Genomic DNA, 18589 nt, shown 5'->3' with positions numbered 1-18589 from the left:
TGATTTCTCTTTCGTCTTTATTATCTTAAGTAGACCTTTCGGGTGACGCTCTTACGTCCCTACCGCCACGGTAACGGCAGTTCCTCACGGAGGAAACCCTGTTGGTGTGAGCCTCTCCCTTTGGGAGAAGACTGGGCTGCCTCACCAGAAATGCTCTGGCAAACCGTAACAGCCCACAATAATCCAATTGTATAAAGTTCAGTCTACCAAGGTGCGGGTGAGAAATTTGTAAGCAAAACATTAAGAGTTGCAACAATCATTCAATATTTACGGAATCAAAAATCGCGGATTGGTAGTCAAATAAATATAGTTCAGCAAGCAGCATTATCTCGTTCAAGTGGAGTAGCACTCACCTCTTGATTCTCAAAGCACTACTATCTCAGTAATTTTCTCTGGTTGTTACTACAATAAATTCATGGGGTTCTATTAATACGTTGGGCATCTTAAAATTAACAATCCATGAGTAGCATAATTACTGAAAAAATCTGAGTACTTTAGTTGTTTTTTGCACCTTTCTCACTAACTGGAGATTAGACAGTGCCCACAACTTCAAATAAGAACAGCATTGTTATTACGAAAATTGTTAGAAAGCAACTGGTGCAAGATGTAAGTCTAGCTATTAGAACTTGGTATAAAAAATAGTCCGAAAAAACCATTTTAAACAACAAGAGTAAATCCAAAAGGTTGAAAACAAGATGAATCTTGAAAACAATCAGCAGCAGAAAGACCGACTTCTTGTCTCTTATATCTTGTGTGCAGTCGGATTTATGGGGGTGGGAGGATTGCAGCGTTTCTACAATGGCAAGATCGGAACTGGTTTGTTATGGCTGTTAACTGGTGGCGTGTTTGGTATAGGGCAGTTTGTGGATTTGTTCTTTATCCCCAATATGGTTGACGATTACGAACATAACCTGAGATTAAAAGCGGGTGTATCTCCCTTTGGTGTGCCATTCAATCAAGCAGTGGTTGCTTCTCAAGTCCATCGTCCAACAGGCAACCAACTCATGATGAAACTGATTGAAGCAGCGGAAAACAAGGGTGGTATTTTAACTGTCACTCAAGGGGTGAAGTTTACAGGAGCCAGCTTTGCTGAAGTGGAAGCTACTCTCAATGAGATGTACAAATCAGGTTATGTGAAAATCGATAACGACCCCAATACTGGAGCCGTTACCTACCATTTCCACGAACTTTAATTGTTATTAGTCATTTGTCATTAGTCATTTGTTAAAAACCAATAACCAATGACCAATGACTAACAGACCTCTTGCAAAAGTCCCTAACACCCCACCCCCAACCCCTCCCCGCAAGCGGGGAGGGGTTCTTTCTTATTTTTGATTTATGCAAGTGGTCTAATGACTAATTTCTACCTAACCACTTTTGACCGTCTAAGCGCTGAACTAAGCCATATACCAACAAATCGAGGGTAATTTTGCGCTCATCGATTAAGAATGACTCAAGAGTGCTAGGTTTTTTGCCTTCATTACAAGAAAATCCCTTTTTTCCTTGAATATCTTCATCGGGGAAATACAGGTTAAACTGACGCTTACCAATTTCTGACCAACTGCCGATAATTTGCCAGCATTCTTCAGCAGATTCAAAGCCAGTGATTGACATCTTCTGCTTGGCAAAAGACACCTGTAAATCTTGCACACCTTTTTGAGCGATCGCTTTTTGTAAAGCTGGCAAGTAGTCTTGCTCAATGAACTCTACAAATGGCTTGTCTTCAACAGATGGGGCTTTTTCCTTTTTGGCGGCTTTAGCTGCGGCGGGTTTTTCTTCTGTTGCTTCGTCAGCAGCGGGTTTTTCTCCTGTTGCGGCTTTAGCTGCGGCTACGGGTTTTTCTCGCTTGGGTGATGCAGCAGCTGGTTTAGCAGCATTGGGATTATCTTCGGGGTTTGCGGCTTTAGGATCTGGCGCGTTGGCAGTAGGAAGGTCTGTGGCTTCGGGTGAGTCTGTACTAGGAGCGTGTTCTTCAGCCACACTGGGAGCTTGCTGGTCAACAGTGCTGGGAGCTACTTCTCCCGCTTGATTGTGATTGGTTGGGTCTGCCATTGCTCAGGTCAATCCTTTAATCTAGCTTTGGGAGCGATCGCTCACCTTGATGTATCGGGTATTTTTATTTTGACATATTACTACCGCTGTACAGAATGGTTAAGGTAAGAGACGCGATAAATCGCCGTCTCTACAATAATCAGTCTTTCGTCTTGACAGCGATTCATCGCGTCTTTGTGATGATTTATCACATCTTTGGCGATCTAGAATTTTCATCCTTCAAATCCCTTTGAATCCCATACCAGTTTCTATCTGTTGCTGTGCTGGAGTAGAATTTACCTTGCCGCTAGAAGTCTGACGCCTGGTGCCAACTTGGCTCAAGAATATACCTCCTAAAATCAAGCTACCGCCAATATATTGAGGTCGGGTAGGGGCTTCACCCAAAATTAAATAGGCTGCTATAATTCCTACAATTGGGCCAAATGAGCTAATTAGGGAAGCTGTAGATACAGTGGAAGTTTTCAAGCCTTTAACCCAAAAAGACTGGCCTAGCACCACAATCAACCCGCCATAGAGAAACATCCACTGCCACAAGAATGGTGAGAGAACATCAGCGAAATGATCCCTGCCATAGAGGACTAAAGCAATGAAGAAAAAGATTACAGTCCCAAGTGCAGTCCGAAAGATGCTATAGATTCCCAAAGGAATCTGCGAAAGGTGTTTCTTGCTAATAATCGTAGAAGCGGCTATGGCCACAGATGCGGCTGCGGCCAAAAATTCCCCTATGCCTAAACCGAAACCTCCCATATTCATCATGGTTCCTGTTGCAGGCTGAAGGATAATAGTTAGGATAACCCCAACAAAAGCTGCGATCGCACCAAGAAATTCCCAAATATTTACCCGTTCTCTCAATAACCAGACTGATAAAGCCAAAGTTAGAGGCGGTTCCAAGCGTCCCACCAAAATGACATTGTTCACCCCTGTGAGTGCCAGTGCCTGGAAAATTAAGCCAGGGGCTAACGCTCCTGATAAAATAGCTACTACTGTTAGACTGACCCAATCCTTCCTTAAGAGTTGCTTCAAATTAGCTTTGTTCCACTGCCGCCCATAGATTAGGATCAGAAGTATCAAGGCACAAAGGTTTCCCACAAATAAAACATTACACAAAGAAATCGGATTGCGTAGCTTGCCGCCGTAGGCATTACCGATAAAGTGTTGAGCACCAATTTCTGTTAGTTTCCTGGTAACGGCGCTAGATGCTCCAAAAATTAGCATTGCTAGCCAAAGATATGTTTGTCCTGAAATTCTAGGGATTTGGCGATGTGGTTTTTTGGGTCTAGTCACAATAACATCACTGCAATGAAAGCATTGCTCATCATATTAAGTTACCTTCACGCACTTAAAAATGAGGTTTTGTTGAGAAAATACTGAAATTTTCCTGTGACTTTGAGCAACCATGATTAGCTGAGAAAATCCTGAGAATTAACTAAATTTTCTCAAGGAATAAATTCATGAAAATAGTGGCTTAGTTTCAATCCGTTCTCAGTGCTACCTGAGATGCTTGGGATGTTCAGGATAAAACAAAAAAGAGAAGTAACAAATGAAACTCGCACCCTTACTTACAAGTGTAGCCTTGGTTGGTTTTTTCACAGTTTGGGACGTACCATTAAAGGCGATCAATCCGTTATTAGTACAGGCATCAGCAGCCGAAGAAATGTCTGTAGCACAAAAAATAGACTTGCTTACTAAGAGTAAAGGTCAAATTGGTAGTGGCGATCAACTGCGTCGTTTCTTCTTTGGTGACTTGGAACCAATCGGTATCCAAGTAGGTGGTGCAGGTCATGTAGTTAACCTTTATAACAAAGCTAATGATGTCACATTCGCTTACTGTTCGCATTACGATGTGATTGTTGCCATTAAGAAAGGTAAGGTAACTAAATTTGAACCCAGTGAAGTCAAGTAATAAATAAATCCACTTTCTAATTAATATTTTGCTGAAACTAGAGGAGCTATTTGATTGCATCTAGGTTGCAATATATGAAGAAAAGCCCGGAGTAGCGGAAACGTCTCCGGCTTTATGCTGTGCGTTTGCGCTTGAGAAAAAGTCTGATTTAGTCCTTCTCAAAAATTTATTAAGTTTCTGGAAAAATCAGGTCAAATAGAAAAGTTAAAACATGAAACTTTTTTTATTTTGCCCTTAAACTCTTATTTAATTATTTTCGTTACACGTATTTTACAATGAGGCTTTTAAAAGCGATCGCCTGCGAACAAAAATTGTTTAATAGCTATTAAAGCAATTATTCTATGCTACCTCATAGGTAATCAGTAGCAGTTCCAGATTAATGTAGTCAATGATTTTTCTTTTTTGAAAAAATATAAAAAGCATATAATCCAGTCAAAAAACTTAGCAAAAACTAAACCTTAACCAAGATGCTATTCAACCTTAATGATTAGGAAAAATATTCTTAACATTATTCAAATACACTCTTGCTAAGATAACTTCAAATACAGATTACAACCTTAATTTTTGACTTTTGATGGGCAAATAAAAGATGCTTAACTCTCGGCTAATTGTAATAAAATTTGGAAATAATGGGTTCCAAAAAAAAGTGTGAAACTTTAGCTAGATGTAGTTTTGAGATTTCTACATCCGACATCAAGTTCTCACCTATCCTAATTTCAAAACTTGAGCAAATAGTAATTACAACAATCTTGAGTTAAGTTTTCCTAGCCTATTTACAGTCAAAAGTTTAGTAATTAGTATTTCAGTTTTGCAAATTTCGCGGCTATATAAGCAAAGTAAGATAACGCAGACTAATCTTAAATCTCAGCCTAGCAAAGTTAGCTTTGTTTGTGTCGTACAAGCTTTTAGTCAGATAGCAATTTGCATATTTGGAGTGTTCTCAAAAGTTTAACAGGTTTCAATAAGGAGAAAATTCTCATGGCTCTTTACGGCTATACCATTGGAGAGGATCGTGACGGCAACGCTAGTAATGGCAAGCAACTTGACGTTTACCGCTTTTTGATCCCTTCTGGACCTGGAGGTACTATTACTCCTACAAGAGTAGGTACAGTCAATCTTGCAGCTACTGCTACTACCGCCGATCTAGAAGGTTTGGGAACTAACCCCATTACCGGAAGGGTAGGTGCGGTTAACGAAGCACGGGTCACTGGTTCTACAACACCAATTGATCCAAGCGTTATTCGCATTAATAATGTAGATCAGCCTTTTGCTCCAGCCACGACCTCACCAACCCGTACACCATCCGACCTCCGTCGTTTTGGATTTGAGTCAGGTGCTGACTTTAATCGTAGTGCTCTATACAACATTTCAGGGAATCCGAATCCCGCAAATGGGCCAGTAGGAAGCTCTCTTTATAGAATTACTACAGCTACCCCTGGAACTATTAGCCTTGTAGACAACTTTGGCCCAGCTACTACTGCTGCACAAAGACAAGGAACTCAACCTACCAACTCTCAATTTGCCGATGGATTAGCCATCGACAATCTCAATCCTGGTAATACTCGCGCTCTTGCTAGCGATTTTAGGACTAATGATAGAGATGGGAACCAGCTTTACAAAGTTGATCTGCTCACTGGTCAGCTATCTGCGCCAATCGCTTTGAGAACTCCTTCAGGGCAAGCTTTGAATCTCAACGCAGATTCTGGGTTGTCATTTACTAACAGCGGATCTCAAAGATTGTTGGGTTGGCTGGAAACTGGCGCTGTCTATGAGATCACAGGCTACCAAGATGAACTTTCTGCATCAGGTTTAGGTTTAGGTAGTGCTGGTGGTGCTAATGGTGCTGGCTTTGCAACCGCCACCTTGCTTGGTAACGTTAATTTACCAAATGCTGTGAGTGGAGTCGTTGATTATGAAGGCTTTACGATTGTTAATGAATAACAGTCGTTAGGATACTCTTTGTTCAACTCTTGTAAAAGTAGTATTTACAAGAGTTGAAGAACGGAGCTAAAGATAAAAAAGTTTTATTTACCAAACTACCTGTACTTTTTCTAAAGACTAACTGGATTTTTATTTTTATTAAACAGATATTTTAATCGTTTAAGTTAGTTTTCGGTTAGTATTAACAAGTTTTCATGCTATCTAAGAATTAAAGTGGCGTAATCCAATAGGTAATCCCTCGAATAGGTTGTTTCTTAAAACCAAACAGAGGTAAGTTTTCTTCAGATAAACCCACATAAGTCCAATGTGGAACATCATTTTCTACAGTTTGAAACCAACCATTTTGATTAAGAGCTTTTCTTTGCTCTTTATTGCCTACGCGTAAATCAATTGCTAATCCCCATATATGTTGTGAAGTTCCAGGGGGTGCAACTAAACCGAGAATTTTTGTTTCTTTACCCTGTTGAACTTTTGCTAAGACTTGATTGTTAGCATATTTATTCCAAAATTTTAAATTAGTATTGAAAGTGCGAGTACAATCACCAGAGCCATAACCAGATTTTAGCGGAATCTGTTGCTGGATTCGCGCTTTATTTAAAGCATCAGCCGCCGATTTTTGTAAGTAACAGTCGTTGGTGCCATCAACATGACCCATTGTTAAAGTAGCTTGAAACTCTTGGGTTTCTTGTTCATTAACAAAGATATTTTTTTGTGGCAATTTAATCCCAATATCTGGATTTACGAATACTGCACCATAGCTTTGCAGCAAAGTATACTCATAAGTACTAGGCTGGGGAATTGTGGTTAATTTTCTAGCGATCGCAGATAAAAAACGCTGTTTAGCATCTAATTTTGGATCGGGAATAAATGGTTCTGATGTTGTTTTAGAGGTATCTATACAAGGTAATGAATTATTAATCAAGCATTCTTGTAATGGTTGAGCAGTTCTAGCAACTTTGTGGTGGGTAATCTCATTGCTAGCTACTAATACAAAAATCATCAATATAACGATACTGATGAAACTTGTCTTTCTAATAAACCTAGGAATATTTTTTTGATTTTTGAGGGTGAGTTTCATTTTAAATAGTTATTTGGTGATTTAAGAATAAAATTAAAAAGCTTTTAGAAAATATCTATTATTACTAAATTAAAATCACAGATGATTTATCGGTATTGAACTATAGTTTCATCCAAGTTCGAGAAAATATCTAATACATACGAGTTATAAATTAATTTATCTTGGCTAACGATATGAACAATAGCTAAGATCGCCAAACCGGAATGTTGTCACAAATTTTAAAAAATCATATTTTTCACTTCCTACTAAAGTTAAAAAAATGAAACCTTGCTTTTAATTGAGTACTAGTAAATTTGATAACTTTTTTATTAGAAAGTTACATCCATGAAACCACTGGAACAGTTAAAATTGAAAAGAACTCTAAGCTTGCCGATCCTGTAAGTATGACCATGCACAATTCCGTTGAATTCCAAGACGCTTTTGATGTCATAGTCGTCGGTGCAGGTCACTCCGGTTGCGAAGCAGCTCTTGCCTCTGCACGCCTCGGTTGTCGTACCCTGTTATTGACGCTCAACTTGGATAAAATCGCTTGGCAACCTTGTAACCCAGCGGTGGGTGGCCCGGCGAAATCGCAGTTGACTCATGAGGTAGATGCACTCGGCGGCGAAATTGGTAAAGTAGCAGACCGCACCTACTTACAAAAACGTATCCTCAACTCTTCACGGGGGCCTGCTGTTTGGGCATTACGCGCCCAGACTGATAAGCGCGAATATGCAGCGGTGATGAAAAATATTGTTGAGAACCAAGATAACTTGACAATCCGTGAAAGTATGGCAACAGACTTAGTGCTGGGTGCTAACGGTGAAGTCATCGGTGTTGAAACTTATTTTGGTGTAGGGTTCCAATGTAAAGCAGTCATCTTGACAACTGGCACGTTCCTGGGCGGCAAAATTTGGGTTGGTAACAAATCAATGCCAGCTGGACGTGCTGGAGAATTTGCAGCTGAAGGATTGACACAAACCCTAAATCGCCTGGGATTTGAAACCGGCAGACTTAAAACTGGAACTCCAGCACGGGTAGACAAGCGATCAGTGGATTATAGTAAAATGCTCATCCAGCCAGGGGATGAAGATGTGCGCTGGTTTAGCTTTGACCCAGATGTTTGGGTAGAACGGGAACAGATGCCTTGCTACATCACCCGCACAACCGCCGAAACCCATCGCCTGATTCAAGAAAATTTACATCTGTCGCCAGTTTATGGCGGTTGGGTGGAAGCCAAAGGGCCGCGCTATTGTCCCAGCATTGAAGATAAGATTGTCCGCTTTGCCGATAAGGAAAGCCATCAAATCTTTATTGAACCGGAAGGAAGGGATATACCCGAACTTTATATTCAAGGGTTTTCTACAGGGTTGCCAGAAAATCTGCAACTGCAAATGTTGCGGACTCTCCCCGGTTTAGAAAAATGTGTGATGCTGCGTCCCGCCTATGCTGTGGAATATGACTATTTACCAGCAACTCAGTGTTACCCCACACTGATGACTAAGAAGATTGCGGGACTGTTTTGTGCTGGGCAGATTAACGGCACTACAGGTTATGAAGAAGCTGCTGCTCAAGGGCTGGTGGCGGGAATTAACGCAGCTCGATTTGTTCGCTCTCAAGAAATGATTGTGTTTGCCCGCGAGCAAAGTTACATTGGGACACTACTTGATGACCTGTGTACAAAAGACCTGCGAGAACCTTACCGGATGCTCACCAGTAGGTCAGAGTACCGATTGCTATTGCGTTCTGACAATGCCGACCAACGCCTGACACCCTTGGGGCGGGAAATTGGTTTAATTGACGATCGCCGCTGGGATATGTTTACCAAAAAACAGGGTAACATTACCACAGAAAAACAAAGATTGCAAGCCACACGAGTTAAAGAACATGATGAAATTGGAATAGCGATCGCATCTGATACCCAACAAGCAATTAAAGGTTCGATTACCCTCAATGACTTGTTACGGCGTCCAGGATTACATTACGTTGATCTCGACAGGTTCGGACTGGGAAACCCCAACCTGAACCGGGCCGAGAAAGAAGGCGCAGAAATTGACATCAAGTATTCTGGCTATCTCGCTAGGCAACAAAATCAAATTGACCAAATTGCCCGCCAAGCTCACCGCCAGTTACCTGGGGATTTAGACTATACAACAATTGATACTCTTTCTAAAGAGGCACGGGAAAAGCTGACTCACATAAAACCACTCACCCTTGGTCAAGCTGCACGTATAGGTGGTGTAAACCCAGCGGATATTAACGCCTTATTATTATATCTAGAATTGCGTAGAAGCAAGAGCCAGTCAGAGTTTCCAGCGTTAGCTTAACACAAGCTTGATAAAGACTGAGTATAGTAGTAGGGAGAGAGATTGGTATGATAGATGACATAAAGATTAGTAGTGGCATCATCAACAATCCCCAGATGAAAGTTGAGTTTAATACCAACACTCAATCAACTTATCTCAATCAGATGGGGGATTGGATGTTTCATTATATTCAGGAGGCAGTGTTTCGACTACGCTCAACAACCACGCAGGAGTAACCCACGCACAACTGCATAGGATTGGGGCAAGACCGGAGGCGGAGCGGCTCCTCTGTTTGTATCTTGCCCGATACATTCTCAATACAATTCTTCTTTTTAAACAGGGTAATCACCCAGGACTAAAGTTTTTATTCATACTTCTTTCCTTCAGTAAGAACTGCCCTCTACCTGCTGCCTCCTCTGATAATCCTAATTTTCAGGCAGTAGGGGTGGCGTTTCCTCGTCCAAGCAACAACCCAGAACGTCTATGTTACAAGAAGCCAGCACCCGTCTCATAGTACCAGAACCATCAGAAGACTTAATCACCAACGAGCCTTGGTCGATAGAAAACTATGCTGATGGCCTAATGGATGAACTCTTTGCCGATATCGACTACATTCTGGATGCTAGTGGTAATCTACCTTCTCAAACTGTTAGGCACAGTAGTCAGAACAGATCGAGCCACTCTGTTGCTGGAGTTTCCGCCCAAGCTCAACGCCAATCGCCTCCAGAATACGTGCCTCTGCAAACAGTTACGATACCACAGATTATCTTACCGAACACACAGAATCAAGGAGTACAGTCAGTTGCTCAAGATAACCACAAGCAATTGAGTACCTTTGTATTTGACACCTCTACTGTTAAATCAGTTAGTAGAAAGCGTCAAAAAACTAGTTTGATTTTGGGCAAACTGCTGATTGTAGGAACAACTTTAGGCGTGGCGATCGCTAGTACGATCTACTTGGTGCAGTCTGGAGTTGTATATCTTTTAAATAACAAATTGCCTGAGTCAGCGCTTTTGCTGCCGCAACCGCAAGCACAGTTGCCGGTAAAAACAGAAATAGAGGCAGAGTTAGTTGACTATATGCTCCAATCCCTGGCTGTTATAGATAAGCAAGGAGCAAAAAGCAATCAAAAATCTTTCAATCCAGGATTCTCCAGTCAGGCAAATACTAACCAAATAGCCCTTGGTCGCCAACAAGCAACTGGTAATCTACCAGCACTTCCACTTCTAGCTAATAATATACCACCAGCCCCCAATCGTTCTGGAAGCGTTGTTGAGCGCATCTATGTCCCCGTTTATCAAGCGCCGTCACCAATGCGCTACGCCCTTCCAGCCATTCCGGGGACGCCCACACTTTTACCACAAGTTGCCAGTGCGTTACGGGTATCTCAACCTAATGTTGTGAAAACTGCCCTGAATACAGTTCGACAAGCTGCCAAGCCTGTAAGCGTCAATATGTTAGCTGCGGCTGTACGAGCCGAACTCAAACCGGTGGCTGCGAAAACTGCACCCATTACCGTGCGCCAAACACCCAAGCCTCTGCCTGCATTACCAGTAGTTCCATTGCGTGCTGCACTCGCACCAGAGTCAGAACCAACTATTACTCAGGAACAAGTATATCCGGCAACTGCGATCGCAGTTGCTCCGAGTAATACCTTAGAAGGATTGCTAGAGTTGGGTAACAAATCTGCCGCTTTGTTTAAAATTGATGGTGTGACTCGCCGCATCAATATGGGTGAAAGTATCGGCTCAAGCGGTTGGACACTAGTAGATGTCAGTAATGGCGAAGCAGTCATCCGACGTAATGGCGAAGTGCGATCGATTTATGCAGGACAGAAACTATAAATTTTTTAACCCACTGCCTGGTTGAGGAGAGTTTAAAGATTAAACTCATCTATCACCATTAACAGTACTGCGACCAACAATAATTGATTGAAATAATTTGATCGCGTCAAATAGTTTTCTGTCTCTGTCTGCATTGTTAGGATTGCCTGCTGATATGTAGCCTAGCTAATGCGATCGCGCCTTAATAGTTTTAATATTATAGGAATCATATTTGATTTCTGAAAAATCCCGGTAGTCTTGTAATGGACTGTCATGGCTTTAATGTTGCAAAAAAATTGTAGGTTGGGTGGAGGCTTTGCGTAACCCAACATCCTGATAATCAGTTGGGTTGCGCTCCGCTCCACCCAACCTACGTCTACGTCTGATATGTAGCCTAGCTAATGCGATCGCGTCTTAATAGTTTTAATATTATCAGCTTTATTGATAGCAAGATCGCTTTTACCTCCAACAGACTCTAGTAACTATTAAGTGAGTATTACTTTTTTGAGAATTTGCCGATTGATTTCGGTAACGTTGATACTTTCAATGCCAACTTGTGTAAATACTGTTGCTAAATCTTTATTAAAATAAGTTCCAACTATATCATCTAGTAATGATATAGTTTTGTCATTTTAAAAAGTATTTGCATAACCTTTCACCCAATAATGCTTTTCCTCAAAACGGACATCTAAAATTGGGTAACTCCCTGGCTTAATATCAAAGTTTAATCAATATAAGCAGAAAATCAGGTTTGTGGTGAAGAATTGGAAGACAGTATTGAATTTCCCTACCTAAAGATGGTTCACAGAAATAAATTTCAATGTTACAACTATAATTTGTGTTTATTATAGTTACACTATAGTGACTATTTGGAAACCTATGTTTTGCACATATCTTACTTAAGCAAGATATATTTAGCTAAAAAAGTTAGTTTGCTAATTGATGTAATCTTCAAATCTTACCAATATGAAACAACCTAACTATTTTCAAAATAATTCTAAAAACTCTTTAAGAGACAAGTATCATCTTTACAAAGGCGAAAAGCTGAATTGGCTTCAAGTAACTCTTAGGCTTGAAAGGTCAATTATCTCTATTATTCTTCCTTGGGTAATTTTTTGTACTATATATGGTACTTTCATATCATTTTTAGCTCATTTAGGATTACCAATCGCATTTTCAGATTCCAGTAATATTCTTACTAATGCTGTTTTAAGCTTTAATATTGGCTTTACATTACTATTAGTTTTTCGGACAAATACAGCCCATGATAGATTTTGGGAAGGTCGTCAACTATGGGGAGCTTTAGTTAATACATCGCGTAATTTAACTCGTGGAATTGCGATAATAGTTAAAGAGAAGACACCACAAGATAAATTAGAAAAGGAAGCAATGCTTCGGTTAGTAACTGCTTTTGCAGTTGCAATGAAGTTACATCTAAGATCGGTGCCTTTAGACACTCAGTTGGCATCATTAATGTCTGAAAAACAATATTTACACCTCCAAGATAGCGATCATCCGCCACTACAAATTGCTTATTGGATAGGAGATTACTTGCAGTATCAGCATGACCGAAATTGTCTAAATGTGTATCAATTAACTACTCTGCATAATTGTGTAGATGATTTAGTCGATATTTTAGGTGGTTGCGAACGCATTTTAAAAACGCCGCTGCCTTTGATATATACTATTAAACTCAGACAACTGTTATTAATTTTTTGTCTTATATTACCTTTGGAAATTGTGAGCTTTTTAAATTGGTGGACTGGTATAGTAATGGCTTTTGTAAGTTTTACATTATTAAGCATTGAACAAATTGGCTCAGAAATCGAAGAACCTTTTGGGTTTGATCCTAATGACTTACCTTTAAATACTATTTGCAATACAATCTCCAACAATGTTGAAGAATTAATCAGGCTTACTTCTAACAATGTTCGTTCTTATTAAATCTATAAATAATACCAATTCAATTAATGATTGCAACACATCCTTGGGTAAAGACGCGATGAATCGCGTCTGTACAAATGGTCTATTTGTCGCATTATTTTTTCCAATTGGTATTTTTTCTAATTGGTATAAGTTTTACCAGTTAATTTTTGATGATAACGGAGAGGTTTTTTCTTTATTAAACATAGAAAATACTTGGCTGAAAAATGCGATCGCTTAATAAATAATTCGCCAAGCTTTCACCGTCCCTTTACCAATTTCGCTATCAACAGTTTGACCTCCTTCTAAGACTAGTCTGATATCTAAATTCTCATCTGGAGCATTTTTCAAAGCAGTGGCTAATTCTTTACTGATAGCAAACGTGCCGGTTGAACCGTCTAATTGAAAAACTTTTTCTCTGACCTTGAGCAAAAGCTTATCTACTTTTTTAGTCGTGACAAATCTAAGATAGTCAGGTCTGGGATAAACACGACCTGCGGTGTAGAAAGAAGACCTTGCTTGACCCGAATTTACTGTTACGAGTACTCGAATACTCGAAGGTGTCCACAAACTAATAACTTGCGTTGAACCCTCACGGAACAAATAGCCACCTAAGGAATTGCGGTCGAAAACTCCAACAAACTCCCCTTCAAAGGGGTCAACAATTTTTACGGCTTTCGACCAAGGTACATCCATATCAGGGGACAGTCCAGCCGATTTGACCATTGGCAAATCGCTTGATGCTTGAGCAAGAATAGCTATTTCTTGAACAGTGAAAGCAGCACAAACTTGAGGGGAAATTATAGCCAAGCTAGCCCCAAAAAGAAGAACTGGAATCGTTTGCGGTAACTTAATCATAAGTCAGGGGTATAATCTTCAAATGCTTCTTAGTGCAAAACAGTTTGCCTCACTTCAACTGGTTCGCCCGTTAAGCTAAAAGGACGAACTTCGGTAATTTTTACCTTTACTAACTGCCCTTTGAGTTCTTTGATGTCACCGCTAAAAAAGGTCAAACGATTACCACCAGTGCGTCCCATTACCTGGGTTGGATCTTTAGGATTTTGGTCTTCTACTAAAACTTCTTCAATGCGTCCAAAGTAACGTTGCGATCGCTCTGCTACTTTCAAGTTTCCCAGATGATTGAGCCGTTGTAGGCGATCACTTTTAATTTCTTCACTCAGCTGATTGTCCCACAAAGCGGCTGGTGTCCCTGGACGCGGCGAATATGCTGCTGTATTCAACATATCAAAGCCAATATCTTCTACCAGTTTCAGGGTATTTTCAAACTGTGCTTCTGTTTCCCCAGGAAAACCGACAATTACATCGGCACTAATGGAGGCATCTGGCATATACCGCCGAATGGTATCGATAATCCGGCGATATTTCTCATGGGTATAACCCCGCGCCATCGCCTTTAAAAGTTCGTTATCCCCAGATTGAAAGGGAATGTGGAAGTGTTCGCACACTTTGGGTAACTCAGCACAAGCCTGAATTAATCTCTCGGTAAAATAACGAGGATGGCTAGTAGCAAATCTTAATCTTTCAATCCCCGGCACATCATGCACGTAATAAAGCAAATCTGTAAAGTTGTGCAGATGCCTACCTTCTGCTGTCACTCCAGGTAAATCTCTACCGTAAGCATCAATATTTTGACCGAGTAGAGTAATTTCTTTGTAACCTTGCCGTCCTAATTCTTCCATTTCAGCCTGGATAGCTGACGGCGTGCGAGATTGTTCGACACCGCGCACATTGGGAACTACGCAATAGGTGCAGCGTTCGTTACAGCCGTAAATCACATTTACCCAAGCTGTTACTGTACTATCCCGTCGCGGCTGGGTGATATCTTCAATAATGTGAACTGCTTCGGTTGCGACAACTTGGTTGCCCTCAAATACTGACTCCAGCAAATCTTTCAGACGGTTGGCGTGTTGTGGCCCCATTACCAAGTCTAATTCTGGCACTCGCCGCAACAACGCTTCGCCTTCTTGTTGGGCAACACAACCAGCAACAATGAGGGTTAAATCAGGCTGCTCATGTTTACGCTTTGCTTGTCTGCCGAGATAGGAATATACCTTTTGTTCAGCATTATCCCGAATGGTGCAGGTATTGTAGAGAATCACATCTGCATGATTCGGGTCTTGGCACCACTCAAAGCCCATGTCTTCCAAAACGCCAGCCATGCGCTCTGAGTCAGCTTTATTCATCTGACAACCGAAAGTAGTAATGTGATATTGGCGTTTAGAAGTGGTCATGGGCAATTCTGCTGAATCAGCGTAATGTATGTAAGGTTTCTTTCTATTCTATAACGCTCTTAAGCTGCTTCAGGAGTGCTGAGTACCTTGGTTCACATTCCTTTTGATATTTCAATAGTAAAAATCGAAAGAAGTTGCAAACATTAGCGGTGATGAAATTCTACCTCTTTCTCCAGAATTTTAATATCATAGTTGCCAAAGAAATCGTGACCTAGTAGCCCGATGCTTGCTTTTGGTGCGATCGCTACTTGAAGATTATTGGCTGTAACTCCACCTACTGCAATAGATTTTACCTTACTGGTTGAGAATTTTACTTCACTACCATCAGCAATTTGGGCTTGCATTGTACCTGTAGCCTGTAGTTTCAGTGTATTAGCCATATCTTGAGTGATAATGGTTCCACTAGCACCTGTATCTACAATCATTTCAAAGGTTTTTTTGTCGTTGAAGGTGACATCAATCACAGGAGTTCCACCAAAACGGCGTTTGATTGAGACTCGAAAAACTCTATTGTCTGAAGGTGCGGCTATGATATTGCCACAAATCCTTCCCAATCCAACGGTTTTACCAGAGGAAGTTATCATGTAACACGCTCCTGGATCGTCTGCTGTTGCCCGATGAGAGAATGCTAAAAATATCAGCGTCGGCATTAGTGCAATTGCAGCTAGATTAACGGTTGTAATCCAACGCCTCCAAGCATTCTTCATGTTATACTGCGCTCCAATTTTTTTGACTACTCTTAATATCTAAACTCATCATGGTGGCTGTAAAACATGGTGTTAAAAGAATAGGGTTTTAATATAAAAATTCAAATTTTATCTATTTAAAATGGATATTTATAACGACTTTTTTAGTTTTAAATTAGCTAATGTTTTATATATAGCAGTTCTCGGTTAAGTGAGNTACAAGAACCCCACCCCCAACCCCCTCCCCGCAAGCGAGGAGGGGACTATGATGTACCTCATGTGATTAGAAAACGCTATATGTATCTCAAAATTATGAAATTGCACTTACTCAATACATCTTACCTAGAATTACTGATTGAAGTTTAAAGATTAAGTAAAGACATGATGAAACTACTTAGAGCAGATTCAATCTGACATATTAAGAAGTTGGATAAGAGAAATTTGTTAGCTTACTCAAAGCTTGCTACTGCATTTACAGCAGTTGCGATCGCATTTTTCACAGCGATATCTTTTTGTTCTAGAATGATATTTTCACTATCAGTACGCGAAGCAACTACACCGCAAATAGCAGCAGCAGCAAAATTATACACTCCTGCCATTTTGAAGAGTGTGCCGCATTCCATCTCGTAATTCAAGATATTTAAGCGCCGATATTCTTCTGTAATGCCATGCAGCGATCGCATTAAATTTGGATTTGCTGAATCAGTGCGTTCTTGTCCTTCGTAAAAAGTATCAACTGATGCCGTAATTCCGATGTAATGTTCAACCTCTAATTCTCGTGCAGCTTTAACTAAAGCAACTGTCAGAAAAGGATCGGCTGCGGCCGGATATTCCACTGGTGCAATGTCATTCGCTGCACCTTGGCGACACAATGCTGCACTGCTAATAACAACGCTACCAACTGGTATATAAGGTTGAATTGATCCGCAAGTACCAATGCGAATAATTTGCCTGATTCCTACTTGTACCAACTCATTGACAACAATACTTAATGAAGGCGCACCCATACCACTTGTAGCTGATAAGATGCTGCGACCATTCGGTAAGTATCCCACATAGCTATTGAGTCCGCGATTTTCTGACAACACGCGTACATCTTGTAAATAAGTTTGGGCAATTAGGTGCGATCGCTCTGGGTCGCCAGATAATAGAGCAATGCTGGGAGGCGATGAACCTAAATCATCTTGCCCAAAGCCAATGTGATAAAAGCGTTTATTTGCCATTCAATGCTACTCGCACGCGTATTGCAGATCGTTTCTTATTGCTGGCTTCTACAACTAAGGAACCAATAATTGCTCTCAATATGGTTGGGCGATCGCTCAATTATTAGGACTTATGCAATTAACTTGTCACGCATGAACCAACAAGTATTGACCATTACCAAGAATTTCACCATCACAACCGTCAAAATATACAATGCACAAGAGCAAATAAAGTCTCCACATCCGGCAGAACTTGCCATAGTTCGTGCCATAATTTAAATCTTTGACTTTAGCTTGATTTTGGTCAAAATTCATCAACCAATTTATCAGAGTCTTTGAGTAGTTAGCACCATTTAAATACCATTGATTAATAGTTTTCAGGTCTGTATTAATCTTTGGGATGACATCATAATTCCACACCCGCATGTTTGGAAAAACATATTTGTCGATAAAAGGATGGGTTATATTATAAGGTAATCTGCTTGTGATTATGTGAATTAACACCTTGCCATCATCTTTGAGGAGAGAAGCCAGTTTTTGAAATGATTTCGTTAAATTCCCTACATGTTCAAACAGGCCAATCGCCATAATTTTATCAAACTTATTCTCAAAATCAATATCATTAAAGTCCTTTTCATATAGAGTGAATCTATCTGAACTGAGGTAACTGGTAGAGTCTCGCATTTTTTTCCGCATATATTCGCATTGCCCGTGGCTCAAATTAAGAGCCGTTACTTTCACATGCGGAAACCGGGAAAGAATGTAATTTGATGCAGAACCCCAACCGCATCCCAAATCTAAGATTTCGTCTCCGTCTTCGATGCCTGCTTTTGCGATTAAATCATCGAGCATGTGCATTTGAGCTTGCTCAAGGTTAGATGCTCCTTTTTCCCATAAAGCCATTGTGTATTTGGGATATAAAAGTTCTGTCTCTTTTAACATCAGACTGAACATTTCTTCAGGTAAGTTGTATTGAACCTTCATTAGTTCGTGTGACCCTTCTGCAAGGCGATCGCTTTCTTGCAACAGCCATTCATAGGGAACTAAAAGAGAAGGAAAATATTTGTAGCTGATTTGCATGGAGAGATTTAAAAGGGATTTAAGCAAAGTATCGGGGATTTTTAGCCCATTGATGTAAGCCTCTGCTCCTGCCATTAGGATTGCATTGAATGCAGCGATCGCTGTGCGGTTGGCTTGGTAAGCAATTCGGTTTTTGTTATTCACATCTACTAAAAGAGTATGTCTTTGGATCTTGTCTGTAATGCTGGAAGTCATGTATACATTACCTGAGATTTTTAGTTATATTAAATTTATGATAAAACTAAATACTCGTCTTTTACAATTTCGGCCTGCGCTAAATTCAAAACTCCCATAAAACCAAGGATTTATCACTCCCTGATGCTACTTAAAGTGGTAAACAGACGAGAAATAAAATTGAGAGTT

General features: G+C 40.4%; 18 protein-coding genes. 10 read left to right on the top strand and 8 right to left on the bottom strand.

Annotation, left to right across the window (positions count from 1 at the left end):
• Positions 1-42 precede the first annotated feature (42 nt).
• Entirely contained in the window at positions 43-195 is a 153-nt protein-coding gene (locus CDG76_RS38180; RefSeq protein WP_223265163.1) for a hypothetical protein, read from the top strand.
• A gap of 500 nt (positions 196-695) precedes the next feature.
• A complete protein-coding gene (locus CDG76_RS06670; RefSeq protein WP_094348269.1) occupies positions 696-1193 on the top strand; it encodes a TM2 domain-containing protein in 498 nt (165 codons plus the stop codon).
• Between the two features lie 163 nt (positions 1194-1356).
• On the opposite strand, the gene CDG76_RS06665 is transcribed toward CDG76_RS06670, so the two are convergent.
• Positions 1357-2052, bottom strand: a complete 696-nt coding sequence (locus CDG76_RS06665; protein ID WP_094348268.1) for a DUF2996 domain-containing protein — start codon at positions 2050-2052, stop codon at positions 1357-1359.
• A 95-nt stretch (positions 2053-2147) separates the two neighbouring features.
• Here CDG76_RS06665 and CDG76_RS37135 point away from each other — a divergent pair, with 95 nt between their 5' ends.
• Positions 2148-2285, top strand: coding sequence for a hypothetical protein (locus CDG76_RS37135; protein WP_190240782.1), 138 nt, complete (start codon positions 2148-2150; stop codon positions 2283-2285).
• Here the strand turns inward: CDG76_RS37135 and CDG76_RS06660 are convergent.
• Positions 2272-3336, bottom strand: coding sequence for a DMT family transporter (locus tag CDG76_RS06660; RefSeq protein WP_094348267.1), 1065 nt, complete (start codon positions 3334-3336; stop codon positions 2272-2274). The two genes, CDG76_RS37135 and CDG76_RS06660, sit on opposite strands and share 14 nt — an antisense overlap.
• A gap of 256 nt (positions 3337-3592) precedes the next feature.
• Between CDG76_RS06660 and CDG76_RS06655 the strand changes: the two genes are divergently transcribed.
• Together CDG76_RS06655 and CDG76_RS06650 are read left to right on the top strand one after the other, a co-directional pair.
• A complete protein-coding gene (locus tag CDG76_RS06655) occupies positions 3593-3955 on the top strand; it encodes a hypothetical protein (protein WP_094348266.1) in 363 nt (120 codons plus the stop codon).
• Positions 3956-4933: 978 nt separating this feature from the next.
• Positions 4934-5896: a water stress protein WSP1 gene (locus CDG76_RS06650; RefSeq protein WP_094348265.1), complete on the top strand. Its 963-nt coding sequence runs from the start codon at positions 4934-4936 to the stop codon at positions 5894-5896.
• A 208-nt stretch (positions 5897-6104) separates the two neighbouring features.
• On the opposite strand, the gene CDG76_RS06645 is transcribed toward CDG76_RS06650, so the two are convergent.
• Positions 6105-6974: a D-alanyl-D-alanine carboxypeptidase family protein gene (locus CDG76_RS06645; RefSeq protein ID WP_094348264.1), complete on the bottom strand. Its 870-nt coding sequence runs from the start codon at positions 6972-6974 to the stop codon at positions 6105-6107.
• Between the two features lie 383 nt (positions 6975-7357).
• On the opposite strand from CDG76_RS06645, the gene mnmG reads away from it, so the two are divergent.
• The 5 genes from mnmG (at position 7358) to CDG76_RS06625 (ending at position 13247) form a co-directional block, all read left to right on the top strand.
• On the top strand, positions 7358-9280 hold the full coding sequence (gene mnmG / locus CDG76_RS06640) for a tRNA uridine-5-carboxymethylaminomethyl(34) synthesis enzyme MnmG (RefSeq protein WP_094348749.1): 1923 nt from the start codon (positions 7358-7360) through the stop codon (positions 9278-9280).
• Positions 9281-9327: 47 nt separating this feature from the next.
• Positions 9328-9495, top strand: coding sequence for a hypothetical protein (locus CDG76_RS37130; protein ID WP_190240781.1), 168 nt, complete (start codon positions 9328-9330; stop codon positions 9493-9495).
• Positions 9496-9742: 247 nt separating this feature from the next.
• Complete coding sequence (locus CDG76_RS06635; protein ID WP_094348263.1) at positions 9743-11104, top strand: hypothetical protein; 1362 nt, start codon at positions 9743-9745, stop codon at positions 11102-11104.
• A 945-nt stretch (positions 11105-12049) separates the two neighbouring features.
• Entirely contained in the window at positions 12050-13027 is a 978-nt protein-coding gene (locus CDG76_RS06630; RefSeq protein ID WP_094348262.1) for a bestrophin family protein, read from the top strand.
• The gene (locus CDG76_RS06625; protein WP_094348261.1) at positions 13011-13247 is read left to right on the top strand and encodes a hypothetical protein; all 237 of its coding nucleotides are present in this window, start codon (positions 13011-13013) and stop codon (positions 13245-13247) included. Before CDG76_RS06630 ends, CDG76_RS06625 begins: the two co-directional genes overlap by 17 nt.
• On the opposite strand, the gene CDG76_RS06620 is transcribed toward CDG76_RS06625, so the two are convergent.
• From CDG76_RS06620 to CDG76_RS06600, 5 genes are all read right to left on the bottom strand, one after another.
• Positions 13244-13864, bottom strand: coding sequence for a hypothetical protein (locus tag CDG76_RS06620; RefSeq protein WP_223265162.1), 621 nt, complete (start codon positions 13862-13864; stop codon positions 13244-13246). The genes CDG76_RS06625 and CDG76_RS06620 overlap by 4 nt on opposite strands.
• A 29-nt stretch (positions 13865-13893) precedes the next feature.
• Positions 13894-15258 (bottom strand): tRNA (N6-isopentenyl adenosine(37)-C2)-methylthiotransferase MiaB, encoded by a 1365-nt coding sequence (gene miaB / locus CDG76_RS06615; RefSeq protein ID WP_094348260.1) that lies wholly within the window; start codon positions 15256-15258, stop codon positions 13894-13896.
• A 143-nt stretch (positions 15259-15401) separates the two neighbouring features.
• Positions 15402-15965: a retropepsin-like aspartic protease family protein gene (locus CDG76_RS06610; protein ID WP_094348259.1), complete on the bottom strand. Its 564-nt coding sequence runs from the start codon at positions 15963-15965 to the stop codon at positions 15402-15404.
• 428 nt (positions 15966-16393) lie between these two features.
• Positions 16394-17167 carry a nucleoside phosphorylase gene (locus CDG76_RS06605; protein WP_094348258.1) on the bottom strand — a complete coding sequence of 258 codons (774 nt, stop codon included), beginning with the start codon at positions 17165-17167 and terminating at the stop codon, positions 16394-16396.
• A 126-nt stretch (positions 17168-17293) separates the two neighbouring features.
• Complete coding sequence (locus CDG76_RS06600) at positions 17294-18421, bottom strand: SAM-dependent methyltransferase (RefSeq protein WP_094348257.1); 1128 nt, start codon at positions 18419-18421, stop codon at positions 17294-17296.
• Between the last annotated feature and the right edge of the window lie 168 nt (positions 18422-18589).

Source organism: Nostoc sp. 'Peltigera membranacea cyanobiont' 210A, assembly GCF_002246015.1.
GTDB lineage: Bacteria > Cyanobacteriota > Cyanobacteriia > Cyanobacteriales > Nostocaceae > Nostoc.
This window is presented reverse-complemented; position numbering and strand designations above follow the sequence as displayed.